19 protein-coding genes are annotated in these 22,411 nt (G+C 71.0%); 6 read left to right on the top strand and 13 right to left on the bottom strand.

Going from position 1 to position 22,411, the window contains the following annotated elements:
* The first annotated feature begins 9 nt into the window (after window positions 1–9).
* The 3 genes from mdh to adhE all read left to right on the top strand — a co-directional run bounded on the left by mdh (window position 10) and on the right by adhE (window position 5,132).
* Window positions 10–960: a malate dehydrogenase gene (gene mdh, locus IEZ13_RS22345; RefSeq protein ID WP_183222928.1), complete on the top strand. Its 951-nt coding sequence runs from the start codon at window positions 10–12 to the stop codon at window positions 958–960.
* A gap of 219 nt (window positions 961–1,179) precedes the next feature.
* A complete protein-coding gene (locus IEZ13_RS22350) occupies window positions 1,180–2,397 on the top strand; it encodes an NADP-dependent isocitrate dehydrogenase (RefSeq protein WP_183222929.1) in 1,218 nt (405 codons plus the stop codon).
* Window positions 2,331–5,132: a bifunctional acetaldehyde-CoA/alcohol dehydrogenase gene (gene adhE / locus IEZ13_RS22355; RefSeq protein ID WP_268240128.1), complete on the top strand. Its 2,802-nt coding sequence runs from the start codon at window positions 2,331–2,333 to the stop codon at window positions 5,130–5,132. Before IEZ13_RS22350 ends, adhE begins: the two co-directional genes overlap by 67 nt.
* 158 nt (window positions 5,133–5,290) lie before the next feature.
* Here the strand turns inward: adhE and galT are convergent, their stop codons facing one another.
* The 4 genes from galT to IEZ13_RS22375 form a co-directional block, all read right to left on the bottom strand.
* Window positions 5,291–6,376, bottom strand: coding sequence for a galactose-1-phosphate uridylyltransferase (galT, locus tag IEZ13_RS22360; RefSeq protein ID WP_183222930.1), 1,086 nt, complete (start codon window positions 6,374–6,376; stop codon window positions 5,291–5,293).
* Window positions 6,373–7,149 carry a DeoR/GlpR family DNA-binding transcription regulator gene (locus IEZ13_RS22365; RefSeq protein WP_183222931.1) on the bottom strand — a complete coding sequence of 259 codons (777 nt, stop codon included), beginning with the start codon at window positions 7,147–7,149 and terminating at the stop codon, window positions 6,373–6,375. Before IEZ13_RS22365 ends, galT begins: the two co-directional genes overlap by 4 nt.
* A gap of 70 nt (window positions 7,150–7,219) precedes the next feature.
* On the bottom strand, window positions 7,220–8,134 hold the full coding sequence (locus tag IEZ13_RS22370) for a glycosyltransferase family 2 protein (protein WP_183222932.1): 915 nt from the start codon (window positions 8,132–8,134) through the stop codon (window positions 7,220–7,222).
* Window positions 8,134–9,066 (bottom strand): sulfotransferase, encoded by a 933-nt coding sequence (locus IEZ13_RS22375; RefSeq protein ID WP_183222933.1) that lies wholly within the window; start codon window positions 9,064–9,066, stop codon window positions 8,134–8,136. Before IEZ13_RS22375 ends, IEZ13_RS22370 begins: the two co-directional genes overlap by 1 nt.
* 62 nt (window positions 9,067–9,128) lie before the next feature.
* Between IEZ13_RS22375 and IEZ13_RS22380 the strand changes: the two genes are divergently transcribed.
* The gene (locus IEZ13_RS22380; protein ID WP_183222934.1) at window positions 9,129–9,914 is read left to right on the top strand and encodes a WecB/TagA/CpsF family glycosyltransferase; all 786 of its coding nucleotides are present in this window, start codon (window positions 9,129–9,131) and stop codon (window positions 9,912–9,914) included.
* Window positions 9,915–9,917: 3 nt separating this feature from the next.
* Here the strand turns inward: IEZ13_RS22380 and IEZ13_RS22385 are convergent, their stop codons facing one another.
* Window positions 9,918–10,499, bottom strand: a complete 582-nt coding sequence (locus IEZ13_RS22385; RefSeq protein ID WP_183222935.1) for a DUF4262 domain-containing protein — start codon at window positions 10,497–10,499, stop codon at window positions 9,918–9,920.
* Window positions 10,500–10,608: 109 nt separating this feature from the next.
* Here IEZ13_RS22385 and IEZ13_RS22390 point away from each other — a divergent pair, with 109 nt between their 5' ends.
* Window positions 10,609–10,983 carry a VOC family protein gene (locus IEZ13_RS22390; protein ID WP_183222936.1) on the top strand — a complete coding sequence of 125 codons (375 nt, stop codon included), beginning with the start codon at window positions 10,609–10,611 and terminating at the stop codon, window positions 10,981–10,983.
* Here the strand turns inward: IEZ13_RS22390 and IEZ13_RS22395 are convergent.
* The 8 genes from IEZ13_RS22395 to cysC all read right to left on the bottom strand — a co-directional run bounded on the left by IEZ13_RS22395 (window position 10,973) and on the right by cysC (window position 21,022).
* On the bottom strand, window positions 10,973–11,968 hold the full coding sequence (locus IEZ13_RS22395) for a glycosyl hydrolase (RefSeq protein WP_183222937.1): 996 nt from the start codon (window positions 11,966–11,968) through the stop codon (window positions 10,973–10,975). The genes IEZ13_RS22390 and IEZ13_RS22395 overlap by 11 nt on opposite strands.
* The gene (locus IEZ13_RS22400; protein ID WP_183222938.1) at window positions 11,961–12,695 is read right to left on the bottom strand and encodes a class I SAM-dependent methyltransferase; all 735 of its coding nucleotides are present in this window, start codon (window positions 12,693–12,695) and stop codon (window positions 11,961–11,963) included. The genes IEZ13_RS22395 and IEZ13_RS22400 overlap by 8 nt, the downstream gene beginning before the upstream one ends.
* On the bottom strand, window positions 12,692–14,194 hold the full coding sequence (locus IEZ13_RS22405) for an MATE family efflux transporter (protein ID WP_229794881.1): 1,503 nt from the start codon (window positions 14,192–14,194) through the stop codon (window positions 12,692–12,694). The genes IEZ13_RS22400 and IEZ13_RS22405 overlap by 4 nt, the downstream gene beginning before the upstream one ends.
* Window positions 14,191–15,069, bottom strand: coding sequence for a sulfotransferase domain-containing protein (locus IEZ13_RS22410; protein ID WP_183222939.1), 879 nt, complete (start codon window positions 15,067–15,069; stop codon window positions 14,191–14,193). The genes IEZ13_RS22405 and IEZ13_RS22410 overlap by 4 nt, the downstream gene beginning before the upstream one ends.
* A gap of 4 nt (window positions 15,070–15,073) precedes the next feature.
* Window positions 15,074–16,303 carry a hypothetical protein gene (locus IEZ13_RS22415; RefSeq protein ID WP_183222940.1) on the bottom strand — a complete coding sequence of 410 codons (1,230 nt, stop codon included), beginning with the start codon at window positions 16,301–16,303 and terminating at the stop codon, window positions 15,074–15,076.
* Between the two features lie 43 nt (window positions 16,304–16,346).
* On the bottom strand, window positions 16,347–17,714 hold the full coding sequence (locus IEZ13_RS22420) for a hypothetical protein (protein ID WP_229794883.1): 1,368 nt from the start codon (window positions 17,712–17,714) through the stop codon (window positions 16,347–16,349).
* Window positions 17,711–19,330, bottom strand: a complete 1,620-nt coding sequence (locus IEZ13_RS22425; RefSeq protein ID WP_229794885.1) for a lipopolysaccharide biosynthesis protein — start codon at window positions 19,328–19,330, stop codon at window positions 17,711–17,713. Before IEZ13_RS22425 ends, IEZ13_RS22420 begins: the two co-directional genes overlap by 4 nt.
* Window positions 19,331–19,501: 171 nt before the next feature.
* On the bottom strand, window positions 19,502–21,022 hold the full coding sequence (gene cysC / locus IEZ13_RS22430) for an adenylyl-sulfate kinase (RefSeq protein WP_183222942.1): 1,521 nt from the start codon (window positions 21,020–21,022) through the stop codon (window positions 19,502–19,504).
* A 169-nt stretch (window positions 21,023–21,191) separates the two neighbouring features.
* On the opposite strand from cysC, the gene IEZ13_RS22435 reads away from it, so the two are divergent.
* Window positions 21,192–22,409: a glycosyl hydrolase gene (locus tag IEZ13_RS22435; protein ID WP_229794887.1), complete on the top strand. Its 1,218-nt coding sequence runs from the start codon at window positions 21,192–21,194 to the stop codon at window positions 22,407–22,409.
* The last annotated feature ends 2 nt before the right edge of the window (window positions 22,410–22,411 follow it).

Genomic DNA, 22,411 nt, shown 5'->3' on the forward strand with positions numbered 1-22,411 from the left:
AGCAGAGCTATGGGCAAGAAGGTAACCGTCGTAGGCGCCGGTTTCTACGGGTCCACGACCGCGCAGCGTCTCGCCGAGTACGACATCTTCGAGACGGTGGTTCTCACCGACATCATCGACGGAAAGCCGGCGGGTCTCGCGCTCGACATCAACCAGTCCCGGTCGATCGAGGGCTTCGAGACGAAGGTCGTCGGCGTCAGCACCGGCCCGAACGGCGAGGGCTACGAGGCCATCGCGGGGTCCGACGTGGTCGTCGTGACCGCCGGTCTGCCGCGTAAGCCGGGCATGAGCCGGATGGACCTGCTCGAGGTCAACGCGAAGATCGTTCGCCAGGTCGCCGAGAACATCAAGAAGTACGCGCCGAACGCCGTCGTCATCGTGGTGTCCAACCCGGTCGACGAGATGACCGCGCTGGCCCAGCTCGCCACCGAGTTCCCCCGGAACCAGGTCTTCGGTCAGGCCGGCGTGCTCGACACCGCCCGGTTCACCAACTTCATCGCCGAGGAGCTGAACGTTCCGGTGTCCAGCGTCAAGGCGCTGACCCTGGGCTCGCACGGCGACACCATGGTGCCGGTTCCGTCGCGCTGCACCGTCGACGGCAAGCCGCTGTCCGACCTGCTGCCGGCCGACAAGATCGAGGAGCTGGTCGTCCGTACCCGTAACGGTGGCGCCGAGGTGGTCGCGCTGCTGAAGACGGGCTCGGCGTACTACGCCCCGTCGGCCGCCGCGGCCCGCATGGCCAAGGCCGTCGCCGAGGACTCCGGCGTGGTCATGCCGGTCTGCGCCTGGGTCGACGGGGAGTACGGCATCTCCGGCGTCTACCTGGGCGTCGAGGCCGAGCTGGGCGCGCAGGGCATCAAGAAGGTCGTCGAGGACAAGCTCACCGAGAGCGAGCTGGCCGGCCTGAAGGAGGCCGCCGAGGCGGTCCGCGCCAAGCAGGCGGACGTCGCGCACCTCTAAGATTTCGCTGACGAAGGCCGGGGCGTACGCCCCGGCCTTCGTCGTGAGCACCATCACCGGCCTGGCCGGTGAGCGGCGGTGGCGCGGATCGGCGTACCGATTCGTCCCGGCCTGGGATGGTAGAGGGGACCGCCGGAACGGGGCCGCCCGGCGATCTACGGGGAGCGGGCAGTACGCTCGTACTGCTAAGCGTGTGTTTCGGGAGAGGAGCGCCGGCCGATGGCGAAAATCAAGGTCAAGAACCCGGTCGTTGAGATCGACGGCGACGAGATGACCCGGATCATCTGGAAGCAGATTCGTGAGCAGCTGATCCTGCCGTATCTCGATGTGAACCTCGAGTACTACGACCTGTCGATCCAGTACCGGGACGAGACCGACGACCAGGTGACGATCGACTCGGCCAACGCCATCAAGCGGCACGGTGTGGGCGTCAAGTGCGCGACGATCACCCCGGACGAGGCGCGGGTCGAGGAGTTCGGCCTGAAGAAGATGTGGCGGTCGCCGAACGGCACGATCCGCAACATCCTCGGCGGCGTGGTCTTCCGCGAGCCGATCATCATGAGCAACGTACCCCGGCTGGTACCGAGCTGGACCAAGCCGATCATCATCGGCCGTCACGCCCACGGCGACCAGTACAAGGCGACCGACTTCGTCGCGCCGAAGGCCGGCAAGTTCACCGTCACCTTCACGCCGGAGGACGGCTCCGAGCCGCTGGAATTCCACGTCGCGGACTTCCCGGCCGGTGGCGTCGGCATGGCGATGTACAACTTCGACGAGTCGATCCGTGACTTCGCGCGGGCCTCGTTCCGGTACGGCCTGGCCCGTAACTACCCGGTCTACCTCTCCACCAAGAACACGATCCTGAAGGCCTACGACGGGCGTTTCAAGGACCTGTTCGCGGAGATCTTCGAGACCGAGTTCGCGGACCAGTTCAAGGAGGCCGGTCTCACCTACGAGCACCGGCTGATCGACGACATGGTCGCCGCCGCCCTGAAGTGGGAGGGTGGCTACGTCTGGGCCTGCAAGAACTACGACGGCGACGTGCAGTCCGACACGGTGGCCCAGGGCTTCGGCTCGCTCGGTCTGATGACCAGCGTGCTGATGACCCCGGACGGCCAGACCGTCGAGGCCGAGGCGGCCCACGGCACCGTCACCCGGCACTACCGGCAGTGGCAGAAGGGCGAGAAGACCTCGACCAACCCGATCGCCTCGATCTTCGCCTGGACCGGCGGCCTCAAGCACCGCGGCAAGCTGGACGGCACCCCCGAGGTGACCGAGTTCGCCGAGAAGCTCGAGCGGGTCTGCATCGAGACCGTCGAGAGTGGCCAGATGACCAAGGACCTCGCGCTGCTGATCGGCCGCGACGCCCCGTGGCTGTCCACCGACGAGTTCATGAACGCTCTGGACGAGAACCTGGCGCGCAAGCTCGCCGCCTGACTCCAGCGGTAACACCTCGAAGGTCCCGCCGGCCACCGTGCCGGCGGGACCTTCGTCCTTTCAGAACAGGCCTTCACGCCGCGTACATCGATTCCCGCCACGCCAAGGATGAAGAAGGCGGGGATGGATCCCCGCTGACCCGAGCCGAGGGGAAGAGGATCGTGAGCGAGCTGGAGGCGACGATCGATCTGCTGGTGCGTCACGCGGAGAAGGCCCTCGCCGACTACGCGGACTTCACCCAGGAGCAGGTCGACCACATCGTCGGCAAGGCCTCCGTGGCCGCGCTGGACAAGCATGGCGAGCTGGCCAGGTCGGCGGTCGAGGAGACCGGGCGGGGTGTGTTCGAGGACAAGGCCGTCAAGAACATCTTCGCCTGTGAGCACGTCACGAACAGCATGGCCGGCATGCGTACGGTCGGGGTGATCCACCGCGACGACATCAACGGCATCACCGAGATCGCCGACCCGGTGGGTGTGGTCTGCGCCGTGACGCCGGTGACCAACCCGACTTCCACCACCATCTTCAAGGCGCTGCTCGCGCTGAAGACCCGTAACCCGATCGTCTTCGCCTTCCACCCGAACGCCCAGCGGTGCAGTGCCGAGGCGGCGCGGGTGGTCCGGGACGCGGCGATCGCGGCCGGCGCACCGGAGCACTGTGTCCAGTGGGTCGAGCAGCCCTCCATCGAGGCCACCTCGGCCCTGATGAACCACCCGGGCGTCGCCACGGTCCTGGCCACCGGTGGCAACGCGATGGTCCGGGCCGCCTACTCGACCGGCAAGCCGGCCCTCGGCGTCGGCGCCGGCAACGTTCCGGCGTACGTCCACGCGTCCGCCGACGTGGTCCGCGCCGTCCACGACATCGTGCTGTCGAAGACCTTCGACAACGGCATGATCTGCGCCTCCGAGCAGGCCGTCGTCCTGGACGCCCCGGTCGCCGGGCAGGCGCTCGCGGAGTTCCGGCGGCTGCACGCCCACCTGGCGACCGAGGACGAGACGCGGCTGCTGCGGGACTTCATCTTCCCGGACGGGCGGAAACTGAACGCCGCGGTGGTGGGCCGGTCCGCGGCCTGGATCGCCGAGCAGGCCGGATTCGCCGTCCCGGCCGACACCTCGGTGCTGCTCGCCGAGATCGGCGAGGTCGGTTCGGCCGAGCCGCTGAGCCGGGAGAAGCTCTGCCCGGTGCTGGCCGTGCTCAGGGCCGACGGCGAAGAGCAGGGCATCCGGTACGCCGAGCAGATGGTCGAGTTCCACGGGCTCGGGCACAGCGCGGTCGTGCACGCCAGGGACGCCGGCCTGTCGGAGCGGTTCGGCAAGCGGATGAAGGCGGTCCGGATCATCTGGAACGCGCCCGCCTCGCAGGGCGGCATCGGCGACATCTACAACGGCTTCCGTCCCTCGCTCACCCTGGGCTGCGGCAGCTACGGGCACACCTCGGTCTCCGACAACGTGTCTGCCCTCAACCTGCTCAACATCAAGCGCATCGGCCGTAGGACGAACAACATGCAGTGGTTCAAGGTGCCGGCCAAGATGTACTTCGAGCCGCACGCCATCCGGTACTTCCGGGACATGCCCGACGTCTCCCGGGTCACCATCGTCACCGACCACACCATGACCAGGCTCGGGTACGTCGACCGGATCAGCAACGTGCTGCGCCGGCGCCCGGAGCCGGTGACCATCCAGGTGATCGACGGCGTCGAGCCGGAGCCCAGCATCGAGACGGTGCAGACCGGCGCGGCCCTGATGCGCTCCTTCCGGCCGGACACGATCATCGCGCTCGGCGGCGGTTCGCCGATGGACGCCGCGAAGGTGATGTGGCTGCTCTACGAGCACCCGGACGTCGACTTCGCGGACATGAAGGAGAAGTTCTTCGACGTCCGCAAGCGGGCCTTCAAGTTCCCGGCCCTGGGCGGTCTGGCCAAGCTGGTCTGCGTGCCGACCACCTCCGGCACCGGCGCCGAGGTCACCCCGTTCGCCGTGATCACCGACACCGCGACCGGGCAGAAGTACCCGCTGGCCGACTACGCGCTCACCCCGAGCGTGGCGATCATCGACCCGCACCTGACCAAGGACCTGCCGCCGGTGGTCACCGCGGACAGCGGCTTCGACGCGCTGACCCACGCCACCGAGGCGTACGTCTCGGTCTACGCCAGCGACTTCACCGACGGCCTCGCCCTGCACGCCATCAAGCTGATCTTCGGCAACCTGGAGCGGGCGGTCTCCGCCGGCCCCGAGGACCCGGTCGCGCGGGAGAAGATGCACAACGCCGGGACGATCGCCGGCATGTCGTTCGGCAACGCGTTCCTCGGCATCGTGCACGCCATGGCGCACACCCTGGGCGCCACCTTCCACGTGGCGCACGGCCGGACCAACGCGATCCTGCTGCCGCACGTGATCCGGCACAACGGCACCGTGCCGTCGAAGCTGAACAGTTGGCCGAAGTACGAGCGGTACATCGCCCCCGAGCGCTTCCAGGACATCGCCCGGCACCTGGGCCTGCCCGCCGGCACCCCGGAGGAGGGCGTCGAGTCCTACGCCCGGGCCGTCGAGCGGCTGCGCGCGGCCGTCGGCATCCCGTCGTCCTTCCAGGGCGCCGGCGTGGACGAGAAGGAGTTCCTGGACGCGCTGCCGCAGCAGGCCATGAACGCCTACCTGGACCAGTGCGCGCCGGCCAACCCGCGGATGCCGATGCTGGCCGACCTCGAACGGATCATGAAGGAGGCCTACTACGGGCAGTAACCGGTAGCCCGCGCGGCTCGTTGCACGGTGGGGAGGCCTTGTCCCGGGCCTCCCCACCGAACCTTTTTCAACGTGGCGAGGGCGAAGGCACCCGGCGCCGGTTTACGGCCGTGATGGCTTTCCGCCCGATGCCAGGTTGAAAGAGGTTCGGCGTCGTGTCAGATGTCGCGCAGCCGCTGCGCCGCGGCCTCCGGGACGATGTCGTTGACGAACGCGCCCATCGCCGACTCCGACCCTGCCAGGAACTTCAGCTTGTCCGCGGCCCGCCGGATGCTGAACAGCTGCAGGTGCAGATAGCCCAGCTCGCGGCCCTCGCCGGTGACCGCCTGGTGCCAGGCCGAGATGTACGGCATCGGCTTGCCGAACAGCCCGTCGAAGCGGCGCAGCAGGTCCAGGTAGAGCGGGCCGAACGCGTCGCGCTCCGCATCGGTCAACGCCGGCAGATCGGGGACCTGCCGGTGCGGGGCCAGGTGCACCTCGAACGGCCAGCGGGCGGCGGCCGGCACATACGCCGTCCAGTGTTCGTTGGACGCCACCACCCGGACCTTCGCCTCCTGTTCGGCGGCGAGGACGTCGGCGTACAGATTGCGCCCGGTCTTCTCGAAGTGCCGTTTCGCGGCCCGCAGGTAGGCCGCGGTCTTCGGGGTCACCGTCGGGTAGGCGTAGATCTGGCCGTGCGGGTGGTGCAGGGTCACGCCGATCTCGACGCCCCGGTTCTCGAACGGGAACACCTGTGCCACCTCGGGCAGCGCGGACAGCTCGGCGGTCCGGTCGGCGAGAGCATCGATCACGGTACGGACGCGCGTGGGCGGAAGCGAGCCGAAGGCGCTGTCGTGGTCACTGGTGAAGCAGACCACCTCGCACCGGCCGTGGCCCGGCCGGACCGGGACCATGTCGGTCACCTGGGTCAGCTCGTCCGGCACGATCCGGTCGGAGAACGACGGGAACTGGTTCTCGAAGACCACCACGTCGTAGCTGGGCGCCGGGATCTCGCTGGCGAACCGCTCGGTGGTCGGGCACAGCGGGCAGGCGTCCGACGGCGGCAGGAAGGTCCGGGTGTTGCGGTGCGCGGCGATCGCGATCCACTCATCGGTCAGCGGGTCGTGGCGCAACTGCGAGGCCGGCGGGGGCGGCGGCAGCTCACGGGTGTCCGGGTGCCCGGACCGGCCGCTGCCGGGGGCCTCGTCGAAGTAGATCAGCTCGCGGCCGTCGCAGAGCCGGACGGCCGATCGGGTCGGGGTCATTGGGGATTCACCACCACGAGTTCGGGAACTGTTTCCGTGAGGAGGTCACGGGCGCCGGCCTCCAGGCCGTCGTCGGTGATCAGCACGTCGGCGCGGGCCAACGGCACGATCGAGGAGATGCCGACGGTGCCCCACTTGGTGTGGTCGGCGAGCACCACCAGGCGCTCGGCGGCCTCCACCAGGGCCCGGTTGACGTCGGCCTCCATGAGGTTGGGGGTGGTGTATCCGGCGCGCTCGCTCATCCCGTGCACACCGAGGAACAGCATGTCCAGGTGCAGGGTGCCGATGGCGGCCACCGCCACCGGGCCGACCAGCGCGTCCGACGGGGTCCGGGTGCCGCCGGTGAGCACGACCGTCTGATCCGGGCGGCCGGCGCGGTAGAACACGTCGGCGACCGGGATCGAGTTGGTCACCACGGTCAGGCTCGGCACGTCGACGAGGCGCTGGGCCAGCTCCGCCGTGGTGGTGCCGGCGGACAGGGCGATGGCGTCGCCGGGGGAGACCATGGCGGCCGCCCGCATGGCGATCGCCGTCTTCTCCCCGCGCTGGCGCACCGACTTGGCGGCGAAGCCCGGCTCGTGCGCCGAACCGGGACTGACGGTCGTCGCTCCACCATGTACCTTCGCCAGCAAACCACGGTCGGCGAGGGCCTCCAGGTCACGACGGATCGTCATGTCGGAGACGCCGTACTCCGCGGCGAGCTCGGTGACCCGGACGCCGCCGGTGGCGCGGACCCGGTCGAGGATCGCGGCCTGTCTCTGCTGAGCCAACATCAGTTGGACCGAACTAATTCGAACACACTCGAACAGTACCCCGTGATCGGGTCGGTTCGAAAGGGTGAGTTCAGATACCTCGGCCGCGTTTGTGCAGGGCCGACAGCACGTTCTCCACCTTCACCGCTCCGGTCATCGCGGCCAGCGCGATGGCGGTTCGCGGTTCGCGCCAATTGGCCCGGACCGCCTCCTTGCTGTAGCGCCAGGCCGCACCCCGGTTACCGGACGCCGCCGACCAGCAGGCCAGCTGTCCGTACACCCGGGCCGCCCCCGGACCGCAGCCGCTGATCTCCGGGTGCCGCCGCATCATCCAGCGCAGCGACGAGATCTTGGTGGCGTACTCGTACGCGTACTGCGAGGTCCGCCCCCAGAGCACCCGGACCAACGGTTCGTCCAAATGAACGATCGGACTCCGGCGGGCCGCCCTTAGCAAAAGGTCCCAATCCTCGTTCTGGCTGCCCGGCGCGTCCTCGGCGACCATCCCGATCGCGTCCTCGGCCAGCGCCTCCCGGCGGAGGAGGAACGACGACGAGTGCAGCATCGCCATCCGGGACCGGGCCAGGTCCGCCACGGTCACCCGGCTCCGGCCGGCCAGTCGCGGGGTGCGGCGGCCCTCGTACTCGACCTCGATCGCACACGTGGCGAACTCGGCCGACGGCTCCGCGAGCAGCGCCGCCACCTGACGGCGCAGCTTGTCCGGCAGCCACTGGTCGTCGTCGTCGCAGAACGCCATCAGCTCGCTGTCCAGCGCCATCAGCCCGGTGTTGCGGGCGCCGGCCAGACCGGCGGACCGCCAGTTCGTCAGGACCAGCACCGGTACGCCGTCGGTGGACGCCAGCAGGTAGTCCGGCTCGGTCTGGTCGTACACCACGACGACCTTGAGGTCGCCCGGGTAGCGCTGCCCGCGCACCGCGGCGATCGCGCGGCGGACCAGCTCGGGGCGGTTCCGGGTGGGGATCACGACCCCGACCGACGGCCAGTTCATTATGCCTCCGAAGCGATGTTCAGCGGGTAGCCGTACGCCCGCAGCAGCGGCCCGCAGACCGCGCCCACCAGGCGGCGCTGGGTGCTGGGCAGGGCGCGGACCCAGGCGTCGTCGCGGCGCAGCGCCAGCCGGCCTACGGTGAAGCGCATCGGATTGCCCGCCGCGCTGTGCCCGGCCCGCAGGTCGGCGTGTTCGGTCCGGAGGAAGTCCAGGTGTTCCGGGTGCAGGGGGAGGCCCGCGAAGTCGGCCAGGCGGATCAGGCCGGCCCGCGGGTCGGCGAGGAACTCCTCGTAGCGGATCCGGTACACCGGCACACCCCGGCGGGCGAGCAGGCCGAACGCGGCGTTGTGCGCGTTCCACAGCACCGCCGAGCGGCCCGGGGAGTAGCGGGTCATCTGGTCGGCGCCGTCGGTCTCCGGCCGGCTCACCGTCTTGGTCCAGGAGTACGCCACCCCGCGCGCGTCCCGCACCACGTGCACCACGCGCAGGTCCAGGTCGTCCGCCCAGCGCAGCACGTGGGCCAGTGCCGAGTGCTTGGAGGAGTCGATCACCATCCGGGCGCCGGACACCTCGGCCGCCGCGGCGTAGACCCGGGCGTAGTAGGAGGCGTACTCGCGGACCTCGTCGGTGGCGGCGGTGGCCGAGGCGAGGCGCGGGATGTGCCGGGTCCGCTCGACCGCGTCGCGGAGCGTGTGGATCCGGTCGACGTCGACGTTCGCCCAGCCGTTGAAGGCCAGGTCGCCGACGCGCCGCCAGAACGCGCAGCCGGAGAACCGGGCGCCGCAGCCGCACCGCTCGTCGTCCCGGATGTCGCGTTGCCAGAGATGAACGACCTCGCCGAGAGCGCACATCCCGGGCAGTTCGCCGAGCAGGCGTTCGACGAGTGTTGTCCCGCTACGTCCGAATCCGCCCAGAAAAAGCACTTGTGCCACTTTGGCTCGCCTTCGCTCGTTTCGCTCAGGTAACGAGTGAAACAGGCAGAAGGAGGCGTTAGGTGACTATCGAGGCTTTCGACCGTGTGCAGCTAGATGGCACCGGTATCGACCGCATTACCGAGGACGAGGTCGTGGCCGTTGTCCGGGACGCGCTCGCCCACGGCCGCGGTGGCCGCATCGTCACCCCGAACATCGACATCCTTCGCCGCGCCGCCGCCGACCCGGCCGTCCGCCGCCACCTCGACGACGCCGACCTCATCGTCGCCGACGGCATGCCACTGATCTGGGCGAGCCGCCTCGGTGGCGCCCCGCTCCCCGAGCGGGTGGCCGGCAGCAGCCTGATCTGGTCCCTCTCCGAGGGCCTCGGCCGCGACGGTCGCTCCATCTTCGTGGTCGGCGGAACCCCGGCCCCCGCCGGAGGAGGCGCGGCCCGGGCGGCCGCCCGGCTCGCCGCCGCGTGCCCCGGTCTGCGGATCGCCGGCACGATCAGCCCCGACTACGGCTTCGAGCTCGACGAGAGCACCTACGCCGACTTCTGCGTGAAGGTGATCGCCGCCGAACCGGATCTGGTCTTCGTCGGTCTGGGCTTCCCCAAGCAGGAGGACGTCATCGAGCGCCTCCGCGGTGACCTGCCCCGAACCTGGTTCGTCGGCTGCGGCGCCGCGGTCAACTTCGTCGCCGGCGACCTCGGGCGCGCCCCGCTCTGGATGCAGCGCAGCGGCCTGGAGTGGATCCACCGCCTCGGCGTCGAACCGCGCCGCCTGGCCGGCCGTTACCTCCGCCGCGACGCCCCCTACGCCCTGCGCCTCCTGGCCTGGGCCCCGCGCTGGGCCGGTCGCCGCTGATCGTCAGGGGCGGAGGTTGCCGCCCTCGCCGCCTGGGGAGTCCCGCCGGGAGCGGGGTGCTCGCCGGCGGCGGGCGCTGCCCGGGACGCCGCGGAAGGCGGCGCAACGGCGGCCGGCCCGGGTGAGGGGCACGCCCAGCGTCGGCTGGGGGAAGCCCGCCGCGTCGTAACCGCTCTGCCAGGGGAAACGGTCACCCGGATCGGGCCAGGCGAGCTGTAGCAACCGCACCCGGTCGTCGCCGTAGCGCATCAGGGCGGCGCCGGGGAACAGCTCGGCCCGGATCTCGCCGCCCACGACCCGCACCTCCTGGCCGGTGATCAGACCGCGGATGCGGTGCCCGTGGCGCAGCTGGAGGCCCTCGTCGCGGACCCGCCCGGCCACCTCGTTGAGCAGCTGGTGGCCGAATTCCGGGGACACTCCGGCGATGGTCAGCTCGGGAAAGCCGTAGCCGGTGAGGCCCACCGTGTATGCGAAAGGGACGGTCTCGGCCGGATCGTCGTCACCCGGCAGGACGTGCACGACGGCCCACCCGAACCGCTCGATGATCTCGCTCTGCTCCTCGAAGAAGTCGTCGAGGTACGACATCGGTGACACCCCCGTGGCTCGGCCCGAACTGGCTGAGCTCACTATGGAACACACGTACGACACTTTTCTGGGCTGGCAAACCGTACGCCCGTACGGTTAAGATCGGATCATGGGTTTTCGCATCGATGACCTGCACCATGTGCAGCTGCTGATCCCACCGGGTGGCGAGGGCGTGGCCCGGGCCTTCTACAGCGGCGTCCTCGGCATGGCCGAGGTCGTGAAACCGCCGGTGCTGGCCGCGCGCGGTGGCTGTTGGTTCCGGGCGGGCGGCTGGGAGGTGCATCTCAGCGTGGTCCCGGACTTCGCCCCGGCGCTCAAGTCGCATCCGGGCGTGCTGATCGACGGCCTGGACGCGCTGGCCGAGCGGCTGGCGGCCGCCGGGCACCCGGTCGAGTGGGATCCCCACTTCCCGGGTCACCGGCGGCTCTACTCGGCCGACGGGCACGGCAACCGGCTGGAGTTCCTCGAGCGGATCAGGGATTGAAGTACGGGTCCCGGACCAGCCGCAGGAACGCCTTGAAAGCCCGCTCGTCCCCGGCGAGCTGGAACTGCTGGTTGGGCCCGTTGCCGTCGGGATCGGACTCGAAGTAGGCGACGGCCTTGATCTGCTTGTTCACCTTGAAGGTGCGCTCGGCGTCCTTGAGCCAGGCGGCCCGGCCCTCCGACCCCCAGGCCTTGGCCACGCCGAACTCGCCGATCACGATCGGTTTCGGACGCTGGGCGGCCCACTCCAGGAAGGGCCCCATCAGCGTGCCGATCGGCTGGAACTCGAAACCGGCATAGACGTCCACACAGGTCCAGTCCACCTGGTCGTCCCCGGGGTAGAAGGCGGGCGCGTCGCCGCGGATGAAGCCCTCGGCCGTCGGGCACCACACCCAGGAGACGTTGTCGGCCTTCTCCTCGCGGAAGATCTTCCGGACGTACCGCCAGGCCGCGATGTAGTCCTCGCCGGACCACATGGTGGCCCGCAGGTTGGGCCGGTCCATCTCCCAGCGCATCCGCAGCATCACCGGATCCTTGATCTTCCGGATCGCCCGGGCCTGCTCGCGAATCAGCTCGTCGTGCTCCCCGGTCAGGATGGACCGGTTGTCCCCGGTGGCCCAGCTGATCATCAGCTTGGCGCCGTCGGCGAGGAACGCCGCGTCCGAGGGGGTGCCCATCATCTGCTCGAACCGGCGGTACGTGTTGATGAAGTGCAGTTTCCGGCCCAGCGACTGCTCCAGGGCGCCGACCGCGGCGAGCCGGCCCACCTGGGTCAGCTCGTCCGGCTTGATCCACGCCCCGAGGTAGGCGCCGCGGCGGGGCGCCTCGAAGGGCCCGGCCTGGAACGGGCCCCGGTTGGTGGCGACCGCCCGCGGTGGGCTGCTCAGGTCGGGTGACGGCGTCGGGGCGGGTTCCTCCCGGTCACCCGAGAAGCAGCCGCCGAGCAGCAGGAGCACGAGGGCGGTGGCGATCAGCCCGCTACGCATGGAGCCGCCGGGCGGTGTAGAGGACGTTCACGGCGTACGCATCGCTGCCCGGCATCCGTCGTGCCGCCGCGTCGGCGAGCCGGGCCACCCGGTGGTCGTGCAGCGACGGCGTGAGCATCGAGAAGCCGCGCCGCTCGACGATCTCGAAACCGTGCCGGGCCAGCAGCCGCCCGACCTCCTCGTGGGAGAGCTCGGCGAACCAGCGTTCCCCGCTGTGCCGCCGGGCCCGCAGGTGCCGGACCGATCCGGCGTTGCCGTGGTTCTCCACCACGAGCACCCCGGATCCGCGGTGCGGCAGCACCTTGGCGGCGAAGGCCAGCGCCCGGTCCCGGACCCCCTCGTCGACGTTGAGCAGCAGCCGGAAGATCGTGACGATCGCCGGGAAGCCGGCCGCCACCGGCTGCGGCACCGGACCCTCCTGGGGAACCAGGTGCCAGTAGGCCCGCGACCCCACCTCGGCGGCCTTCGACATCATCTCGGCCGACGTGTCGTACCCGTGCGCCTCCCGGACCAGGCCGTGCAGCGCCCGGACGGCCCGCCCGGTGCCGCAGGCGAAGTCGTGCTGGACCGGTGGATGCTCGGGGAACTCGCGGCGCACCAGGGCGCGCAGGTAGTCCCGCTGGCGGTCGTTGATCCGCGACGCGTAGCTGTCCGGGGCGTACGTCACGGTCTCGTACTTCTCGACCGCCTCGGTGTCCTGGAACACCCCTGTGTAATCGCTGGTCAACTCTTCCTCCTGAATGCGCCGAGCATCAACGGTCCGCGTAGCAGCCACGCCCCCGCGGCGTAGGCCGGGACGGCGATCACGATGGCCGCCGGGAAAAACTGGATGAATCCGAAACAGAGGAGGGCCAGGAACGCCGCCGTGAGCGTCCCCCGGCCGAACGGGTGCAGACCGGTGCTCCGGTGGACCTGGACCAGCGGGAGCAGGTTGTTCACCACCATCGCCCCGGCCAGCCCGGCCGCCGCCCCCAGCGCGCCCCAGCGCGGGATCAGCCACACGTCCAGGCCGATCGTCACGGTCAGCGCGATCAGCACGTTGCCGAGGTTCAGCGAGGTGCGACCGGCCATCGCCAGGACCATGTCGACCATCCCGCAGCCGGTCGCCACCAGCATCGCGGCGGCCAGCACCCGCACCACCGGGACGCCGGAGGCGTACCCGTCGCCGAACAGCCGTAGGTACCAGGGCGCGAGCGCCATCACCAGCAGGCTGATCGGCCAGGTCACCAGGACCAGCCAGCCGGTCGCGATCTGGTAGAGCCGTTTCGCGGCGGCCAGGTCGCCGGTGCTCAGCGTCTCGGCCAGACGCGGCTGCACCGATTGCGACAGACCCTGGTTCGCGAACTGGATCAGCACCACGAACCGGCCGGCCACCGCGTAGACGGCCGCCGGCGCCAGCCCGCCCAGCGCCGCCACCAGCAGCACGTCCACCCGCTGCAACGCGAGCTGGGCGACCGCGGCCACCGCCCGCGGGGCGGTGAAGACCCAGAACTCCCGGCGCACGCGGCGACGCTCACCCCGGTCGGTGCTCACCCTCGTCCGGCCCGAGGTGTACGCGCGACGCGCGGCCACCGCGGCCAGGATCGCCACCGGCAGATACGGCGCCGCCCAGGCCAGCGCGAAGACCGGCAGTGAGGCCGTGACCCAGAGCGCCGCCACCCCCGCCGCGCCGACCGCGAGCAGTTGCAGCCCGCTGCGCAGCACCCGGTCCAGCAGCACGGTCGGCCGCATGCTCCGGTAGCCGCGCGTCACGGTGAGCAGCACGTCGGTCAGCGCCTGGAGCGGGACGAAGACGGCCAGCACCCGGAGCCCGGCGGTGTGCCCGGCGACCACCTCCGGCGCCTCGCCCGCGGTGAGGCGCGCGATCGCCGGTGCGGCCAGCCACATCGCCACGCCCAGGAGCAGCGAGAACCCGGCCACCGGCGGGATGCCGGCGCGCAGGCAGGCGCCCAGCAGATGGTCCTGCCCGGTGCTGCGCAGCCGGGCCGGCCAGTACACCAGCCCGGTCTGGGTGCCGAGCTTGGCCAGCCCGCCGACCAGCACGAACGCGGCCGTGGCGGCGAAGAACGCACCGGCCTGCTCGGCGCCGAGCGCCCGGGCCACGATCCAGGTGACCACCACACCGGTGCCGCCGGCCAGCGCCGAGCCGGCCATGTTGGCCAGCCCGCCGCGGGCCGTGTCCCGGGTGGCGCCGCGCGGATCCGCCTGCGCGGTCGTTGCCGTCACCGGCGGCGCCAGACCGGGGTGTGCCCCAGCCAGCCGGCCAGCGCCTCGTCGTGCGGCTGGTAGTAGGCGTACAGGTCGCGGCGCAGCCCGGGATCCATGTCGGCCTGCCGGGGGCGGGCGTTGTGCTGCTCGAAGGTGGGCCGCTCCAGCCCGGAGGGCAGCCCGAGGAAGGCGCAGACCTCGTCGTAGACCGGCTCCGGGTCGCTGAAGAAGCGCTCGCTCTCCACCACGTGGATCCGCTCCCGCCCCACGTGCTGGGCCACCACGCTCAGATAGCGGGCGTACTCGCCACGGGACCGGTACGCGTGATGCTGGTGGGCGAAGCTGTAGTAGGACGGGTCGAGGGTGAGCCGTTCCTCCTGACGGTGCAGCCGGGCCGGCTCCAGTGCCACGGCCGCGCCGAAGTCCCGCTCCGACTCGTAGGCCCGGGCCACCTCGTGGTGGTGCTGCGAGTAGGCGCGTTCCACCGGGTCCCGGACCAGCACCACGAGCTTGGCGTAGGGCAGGTCGTGGGCGATCCGGGCGGCCGCCTGCGGGTGGTACATGTAGTACGGGCTGGACTCGAAGGTCTGCGCGCGGACCCCGTAGCGTTCGGCGATCCGCTCGGCGCTGCGCAGCGTCGGGAAGTGGCCGCGGTACCACTCCGGCCCGCGCTGGTAGGACGTGTCGAAGTAGTGCACACCCTTGTGCAGCACCGCCTTCAGCACGACCGGGTGCGCGGCCAGCGCGCGGTAGAGCGACGTGGTGCCACAGCGCTGCCCACCGCAGATCAGGAACGAGGGCAGCATGCGGCTCTCCGCGGTGAGCCGTCCGAACGACCGGGAGCCGAGGTGCACGACCCGCTTCACCGGTGCGGGCAGATTGCGTACGTGCATGGTTCTACAGCTCCTCCACGCGCCGGATCAGCACCGGCAGCAGCCAGGTTCCGAGCACGCCCAGCCGGGCGCCCGCCTCGGCCTGCCTGTCGGTCAGGTAACGGACGGCGAGGTCCACCAGGTAGAGCAGGGTGGTGATCTCGCGGGCCACCGGCGCCACCCCGAACGGGGCGAGCAGCTCGTCGGCCCGGTGCACGGTCGCCTCGACCGCGGCCCGGGCGTCGCCGGTGGACTGGATACGTTTCTGCAGCTCGTGATGGATGGCGTCGAAGCCGAGCGGCACCCCCGTGGCGAACCGCTCCCAGTCCCACACGAGCAGGGCGTCGGCCAGGTTCGCCATGTTCCAGGGTGCCCAGTCGCCGTGCCAGGCGCCGTACCGCATCGTCGTCTCACCGCTGTGCGCGGCCAGCACGTCCACGGCGGCGGCCAGTCCCGCGCCCTCCGGCCGGTCGGCGACCGTCGCGAGCCGCGCCTGGAGGTCCTGCCAGTACCCGCTTCCGGTGAGCGGCCCGGTCGTGTAGCCGCGGCAGCCCGCGACGTCGATCATGGCCGCGGTGAGCCGCCGCCGGCTGAGCGACGCCCGCGGCAGCCAGACCGGCAGTGCCGACTGGACCAGCACCTGCATGCCCCGCCACTGCCCGGCGTGCATCACCCGCGGCACGGTCAGCTTGGTCAGGCCGCTGCTGCCGAGGGTGGTGAGCGCCGCCGTCTCCGCCTTCACCAGGCGCCGGGTCAGCGGGCCGGTGCCCAGCTTGCCGAAGGCGAAGGTGTCGCCGTCCGGGCCGAGCAGTTGCAGCACCGGCTTGCGGTTGGCCCGCGCCGGGCCGATGTGGATGCTGACCGCGAGATCCCGACGCAGCGCCTCGCTCAGGTAGCCGTCGATGCCGGCCGACAGCGGGCCGGTCACCCGGATCCGGTCCCGGAACACCAGGCCGGTGGCCCGTGCGTGCACCGCGGCGATCACGGCGCCCCGCTTGAGCCGGGCCATCCGGCTCTGCGGCTCGGCGTAGCGGCGCACGGCGGCCGCCGCGATCGCGGGCGAGTGCGTCGGGACCAGCAGCCGGGGCCGGTGCGCGTTCGGAACGACCAGGTACTCGGTGACCAGGGGGCCGGGCGTGCCGTCGGTCCGGCAGGGCGCTGGGTAGAGCAGGTGCATGACCTCGGTCAGGTACTGCGTCCGTAGGGCCGCGTCCCCGGCCGTCAACTCAGCGGGAGCGGTCTTGACGGGGCTCATGCCGTCGCCTCCACCGCGCTGAAGGTCTTGTTCGCGAGCTCGCTCAATCGGTGTTCCCCTCGATCCAGTTGCGCCAGAGCAGCGCATATGCCAGAACCATGAAGGCCAGAGGGGTGACCAGCGAGTTGTACCAGAGCATCGCGGAGAAGGAGGAGACGAGCGCGGCGCTCCCGGCGATCCCGATCGGGGTGCGGTCCCGGCGGAACCGCCACAGCCCGTACCCGAAGAAGCCGAGATATCCCACCGTGCCGGCCGCGCCGTGCGCGTAGAGCAGCTGCCAGAGCTGGCCGTTGCCGCCCACCGTGAAGTTGCCGCACCGCTCGCAGCCGGCGCTCTCGCCGACCGCGATCGAGTTGCGCCCGCCCAGGGTGTTGCGGGTGCCGCCGTACCCGATCACCGGCGACCCGGTGAAACCGTCCAGGGCCTTGTCGACGAGGAACGACCGGACCCCGTTGGACTTGCCGTTGTCCAGCCGCGCCTGCACCGTCGTGCCCAGCGGGGTAGCGGTCAGCGCCACCGTCAGCGCGGCGCCCAGCAGGGGCAGCAGCGCCAGGATCCAGAGCCGGCCGGCCATCACGTGACGCACCGCCACGTAGACCAGCAGCAGCCCGACGCCGATCCACAGGCCACGGTTGAGCGACGCCACCGCGGGCACCACCGAGACCGCCAGGCAGAGCACGGCCAGCGCTCGGCGGCCGGTACGGTGACTGGCCCACGCGGCCACCACGAGCCACGGCGCCAGCAGGCAGAAGTTGTTGCCCCAGGTGTTCGTGTAACCCCAGGGTGCGGCCGGGCGCGGCTTCTCGCCCCCGACCAGGTCCATGATCTGTGCGGCGTACGGGTGCACCAGAGACCGTACGAACCCCTTGTTGCGCACCCCGGACGGCAGCAGCCACTCCACCGGCGAGGTGAACTCGAAGTTCCCGGCCACCATGCCGAGCAGCCCGCCCAGCACGGTCAGTACGAACATCCCGCCCAGCAGGCGGACCAGCCGGCGGCGGGACAGCTCGGCGTCGGTCAGATTGCCGGCGTACACCAGAAGGACCGTGAGAGACGCGTACATCGAAAGCTTGTAGACGACGGCGACCAACCGCTCGCCCGCGCGTTCCGGAACCGTGCCGGGCGGGTCCACGCCCAGCGCGGCGATGCTGATCACCACCGCGGCCAGGAAGATCACCCACCAGACGAAGCCGGGTGGCAGCCGCACCGGGCGGCCCGCCGAGCGCCGGCGCAGCAGCAGGTACACCATCGGCGCGGCCATCATCGGGAAGATCAGCACGCCCAGGCCGAGCGCCCACCACAGCGGATAGAGCAGCAGGATGCCGGCCACCGGCCAGGACGGCAGCGAGCGGCTCTTGGGGGAGATCTCGGGCGCGGTCCCGGCGTGCGCTACCGCCGCGACCGCGGTCACTTGTCGTCGCCGTCCGCGGCGCCCGCGCTGGAGAGGTCGATGATCGCGGTGGCGTCCTGGTTCTCGGTGCCACCCGGGCGCTGCCGGCCGGCGAAGGACAGCTGCTGGGTCGGGCCCTCCAACGGCGCGTCCACGGCGTCCGGCACCGGCAGGGAGACGGCCGGCTCGGCCGGCTCGCTCGGGCGCGTCACGGTGAGCCGGGGCAGCACCACGGCGCCGAGCAGCCGGGTGCCCACCCGCTGGAGCTGGTCGGTGGCGTCGAGCAGGGCCGGGCGCTGGGACCGGTGCAGCTCCACCGCCAGGATCGCCGCGTCGGCCAGGCTCGCCAGGCTCTGCGCGTCGGCGCTGCTGCTGGTCGACGGGGCCTCGATGACCACGTACCCGCTCTGTTTGCGCAGCGCCTGAAGGGTGTCCCGGAGCCGTTGCGACTGCATCAGCCCGGCCGCGGTGGCCGTGCCACCGGTGGTGATCACCCGCAGCGACGGGATCCGCGGGGTCCGTTGCAGGGCGCGGGGCAGGCCGACCCGCCCGGCGAGCAGGTCGGAGAGGCCGGGCATGGCCGACACCCCGAACATCCGCGCCAGCGGCGCGGCATCGATCACGCTGTCCGGCAGGTGCGCGCCGATCAGAACGACTTCACTTCCGGTACGCGCGAGCGCCGCCGCCAGGTTCGCGGCGACCAGGGTGCTGGCCGAACCCCTGCTGGTCCCGGTCACCACGATGATCTGGTCGCGCTCGCCCAGGCTGGCCAGCACCTCGTTGCGCAGCCGGTTGAAGACCCGCCCGCCCGGCCCGTACGGCTGGAGGACGTCGTCGAAATGCGGCGTGCTGCGCTCGTCCAGCGCGGCCAGCACCGGCACCCGGCCCCGGTCCCGTACGTCGTTCGGGGTGACCAGCCGCCGGTCGAACCGCTCCCGCAGGTACGCCAGGGACAGTCCGAGCAGCAGCCCGAGCATGCCGCCGGTACCCACGTTGAGCAGCGTGTTCGGGCTGCTCGGTGTCTCCGGCAGGCGGGAGTCGCTGATGATGCTGCCGCCGCCGACCATGGTGGTGGTCAGCTCGTTGAGCCGCCCGGTCAGCGAGTTCAGCTGGTTCTGCGAGTTGTTCCTCAGGCTCTGCAGGTTGCCGGCGATCGGGCTGTCCTTCGGCGCGATCGCCAGTTTCGCGTTGATCCCGGCCAGCACCGTGGTGAGCTGCCGCACCTTGAGGTTGAGCGACTTGATCTGCCGGTCCAGCTGGGCCCGGGCGCTCTCCTCACGGTTGCGCAGGTATGCCTCGGCGAACGCGTGCGATCCGGCCTGCGCCTTCCGCGGATCGTCCGACCGGACGGTGATCACCAGGACCGTGGTGTTCGCCGGTACCTGCACCGACACCGACTTGGCCAGCTCGATCGGCGACTGGTCGCTGCGCAGCAGGGTGGCCGCCTTGACCGCGACCGCACCGGAGCCGACCAGCTGCGCCTCGGTGTCCAGGTTGACCGCGCCCTTGGTTCGGCCGCCCTGCGCGTTGGTGTCCTGCCCGACCGGCTCCACCAGCACCGAGGCCGACGACTCGTAGACCTTCGGCATGGCCTGTGTCAGGACCGTGCCGCCGCCCAGGCCGGCACCCGTGGCCACCAGGGCGATCCACCAGTGGCGGCGGAAGGCACCGAGGTAGTGCGAGAGATCGGACGAGGGGCGAGACGGTTCCATCAGTCTTCGGCGGCCCTTCCGGGAGAGGAGTGTGCGTGTCAGCTTTGGGCGTTTCGCCCCAGAGTGACAACGCCACACTCCCGCCGTGAGTGATGGCTACGAGAGTTTCGGCTCCACCCAACCGCTCTCGACCAGGTAACCGAGGACCATCTCGACCGCCTCCGGAACGGTCATCGTGGTGGTGTCGACGGTCAGTTCGGCGTCGGTCGGCTCCTCGTACGGGTCGTCGATCCCGGTCATCCCGCGCAGTTGACCGGCGCGGGCCCGTGCGTACAGACCCTTGCGGTCCCGGCTCTCGCACACCTCCAGCGGCGTGGCCACGTGCACCAGGATGAACCCGGCCCCGGCCTCCACCGCCATCTTCCGGGCCGCCGCCCGGGCCGCCTCGTAGGGCGCGATCGGGCAGGCCACCGCCATGCCCCGGTGCCGGCCCACCTCGGCGGCGACCCAGCCGATCCGGCGGACGTTGCGGTCCCGGTCGGCCTTGCTGAAGCCCAGCCCGGCGGTCAGCTCACGGCGGACCACGTCGCCGTCGAGCAGCGTCACGGTCCGGTCGCCGGTCTCCCGCAGCGCGTCGGCCAGGTTCCGGGCGATGGTCGACTTGCCGGAACCGGACAGGCCGGTGAAGAAGACCACCAGACCGCGTTGCCGGCGCGGCGGTCGCACCCGGGACAGCTCCTTGGCGACGGCCGGCGGGGTGTGCCACTCGGGCAGCGGGAAACCGCGGTCCAGCAGGTCGTCGATCTCGGCCGGGGACATCGCCAGGCGCCGGTTGCGCGGCGGGATGTCGTCACGCCAGCGCCACTGGCCGTCCCGGTTGTCGTAGGCCAGCTCACGCGGCAGCAGCACCCGCAGGCCCGCGCCGGACAGCGAGTCACCGGTGGACAGGACGTGCGTCACTCCATACGCCCGGGCCACCCGCGCGCGCAGCAGCGCGTCGCGCATCTCGTCGCCGCGGGTGAGCAGCGGAACGGCCACCACGGTGGCCGGGGGCATCCGGTCGCGGGCCGCGAAGATCGAGCGCACCAGCGCCTCCGGCGGCAGGCCGTCCGGGCCGGGCCCGCTCACCGGGATGAGGATCAGCAGGTGGGCCGCGAGGGTACGGGCGGCGTGCGCGATCTGGGCGAGCTGCGGCCGGTGCAGCGGCCGGTCGGCGATCACCCCGAGCACCCGGCCCGGTGGGAGAAGCGCCCGGACCTCCTCCGGCATGCGGCGCAGGCGCTGGAACGGGCCGTGGCCGCCGTCACCCATCCGGCGCACCGGGCCACCGATGCCGAACCGGTTCTCCCCGGTCCGCCACATGTCGGTCACCTCGATGGCGGCGACCGGGGCGCCCTCCGGGTCGGTCAGCACCAGGGTCCGCCGGACCGGGTCGGCCGGGTCCAGCGCGGACGCCACCTCGCCGGGGATCTCGCAGGTCACCGGCACCGGCCAGGACGCGCCGTCGGCCAGCCGGCCGCGGCGGGCCAGCGAGGCCAGGTCGGCGCGGCCGAGGAAACCGGTCAGCGGCGCGTAGGCGCCGGAGAGCAGCAGCTCGAGGTCCGCCAGCTCGTAGGGGCGCGGGGTGAAGGAGGGAGCGTCCCGGAGCACGTCCTCGGGCAGTACCGAACCATTCACTTCGAATCCCCCTGCAGGTATTTGGGGGACAGTTTCGCAGCCTCGATCCAACCGGTCGAGTCGGGATCTCGGTCTTCCCTCAGTCGGTACGAAAGCCATATAAAGCAATCTCAGTACAAAACCGCTTGTTACTGGACAAATATGCTTGATCATCTGATACTCGGCCTTTGTGAGACAGACCCGATCCCGGCTACTGCACCTCGCCGCACTGACCACGGCCTTCGCGATGTCCGTGACCGCGACGCTCCCCTGGGCGTGGACGGGAGGCGCCGACCGGCTCGGCGTCCCGCCGTACCGGCCCCCGGTCGTCGTGGAGCCGGCTGTCACCGCGCCGGGCCCACCGGCCCGCCTCGTGCCGGAGCCCATGCCGGGGCCGGCCACCGCCGGGCGGCGGCCCGCGATCGTGCCGGTCGGGCACCGTGCCGAGTCGGTGCGGGAACGGACGTGCCGCACCGGAGCGAGGCTGGTGCCGACCTGCGGGATCCTGTGGGGCGTGGCTCCGGGGGCGCACACCGAGGCGCAGGGTTCGTGGGCGCTCAACGAGTTCGAGCGCAAGACCGGGCGGCATCAGGCGGTGTTCCACGGGTACCACAAGGGCACCCGTCAGCTGTTCCCGACCGAGCAGGAGATCCGGATCGCCCGCGAGCCCGGGCGCGAGCGGATCCTCCTGCTCAACTGGAAGCCGGAGACCACCACCTGGGCGCGGATCGCGCGCGGGGACCGGCGTACCGACGAATTCCTGGACCGTCTCGCCGAACACCTGCGGGAGAACTTCCGGGAGCGGTTCTTCTTCGCGATCCACCACGAGGCCGAGGACCAGGTACGCGAGCGGGCCGGCTCCGGCTACACGGCCCGTGACTACGCGGCGATGTTCCGGCACGTGGTGAACCGGCTGCGGGCCAAGGGCGCCACCAACGTGGTGACCGTTCTGGTGCACATGGCCTACGTCCCGCACACCACCAAGAGCTGGTTTCAGCACATGTACCCGGGTGACGACGTGGTCGACTGGATCGGCTTCGACACCTACTCCTACAGCGACCCCGGCTACGGCCACGGCGACTTCGACGAGCTGCTCAACCGCCGTTCGGCGAGCAAACCCGGCTGGCCCGGCTTCTACAACTGGGTCCGCGGGCGCCACCCGGACAAGCCGCTGATGGTGGCCGAGTGGGCCGTCTGGTTCTCCGAGCGCAACCCGGGCCACATGGCCGAGTTCTATCGCGAGGTGGGACAGCAGATCGGCCGCTTCCCCGGCATCAAGGCGATGGTGCACTTCGAGACCCCGGCCAACCACAAGGGCCAGGACTCGTCGGTGGACAGCACCCCGGCCGCGCTGCGCGAGTACCGTCGTCTCGGCCGGCTCCCGGTGTTCCAGGTGTCGGTAAACTGAGA

It is taken from the genome of Actinoplanes campanulatus (assembly GCF_014647795.1).
GTDB lineage: Bacteria > Actinomycetota > Actinomycetes > Mycobacteriales > Micromonosporaceae > Actinoplanes > Actinoplanes campanulatus.

What these genes read in the sequence shown, in the direction of transcription:
- IEZ13_RS22410 (WP_183222939.1), bottom strand. Translation starts at nt 15,069, where the DNA reads ATGCACGTACGCAATCTGCCCGCACCGGTGAAGCGGGTCGTGCACCTC.
- IEZ13_RS22365 (WP_183222931.1), bottom strand. Translation starts at nt 7,149, where the DNA reads ATGTTGGCTCAGCAGAGACAGGCCGCGATCCTCGACCGGGTCCGCGCC.
- IEZ13_RS22370 (WP_183222932.1), bottom strand. Translation starts at nt 8,134, where the DNA reads ATGAACTGGCCGTCGGTCGGGGTCGTGATCCCCACCCGGAACCGCCCC.
- galT (WP_183222930.1), bottom strand. Translation starts at nt 6,376, where the DNA reads ATGACCCCGACCCGATCGGCCGTCCGGCTCTGCGACGGCCGCGAGCTG.
- mdh (WP_183222928.1), top strand. Translation starts at nt 10, where the DNA reads ATGGGCAAGAAGGTAACCGTCGTAGGCGCCGGTTTCTACGGGTCCACG.
- IEZ13_RS22415 (WP_183222940.1), bottom strand. Translation starts at nt 16,303, where the DNA reads ATGAGCCCCGTCAAGACCGCTCCCGCTGAGTTGACGGCCGGGGACGCG.
- IEZ13_RS22350 (WP_183222929.1), top strand. Translation starts at nt 1,180, where the DNA reads ATGGCGAAAATCAAGGTCAAGAACCCGGTCGTTGAGATCGACGGCGAC.
- IEZ13_RS22395 (WP_183222937.1), bottom strand. Translation starts at nt 11,968, where the DNA reads ATGCGTAGCGGGCTGATCGCCACCGCCCTCGTGCTCCTGCTGCTCGGC.
- IEZ13_RS22390 (WP_183222936.1), top strand. Translation starts at nt 10,609, where the DNA reads ATGGGTTTTCGCATCGATGACCTGCACCATGTGCAGCTGCTGATCCCA.
- IEZ13_RS22385 (WP_183222935.1), bottom strand. Translation starts at nt 10,499, where the DNA reads ATGTCGTACCTCGACGACTTCTTCGAGGAGCAGAGCGAGATCATCGAG.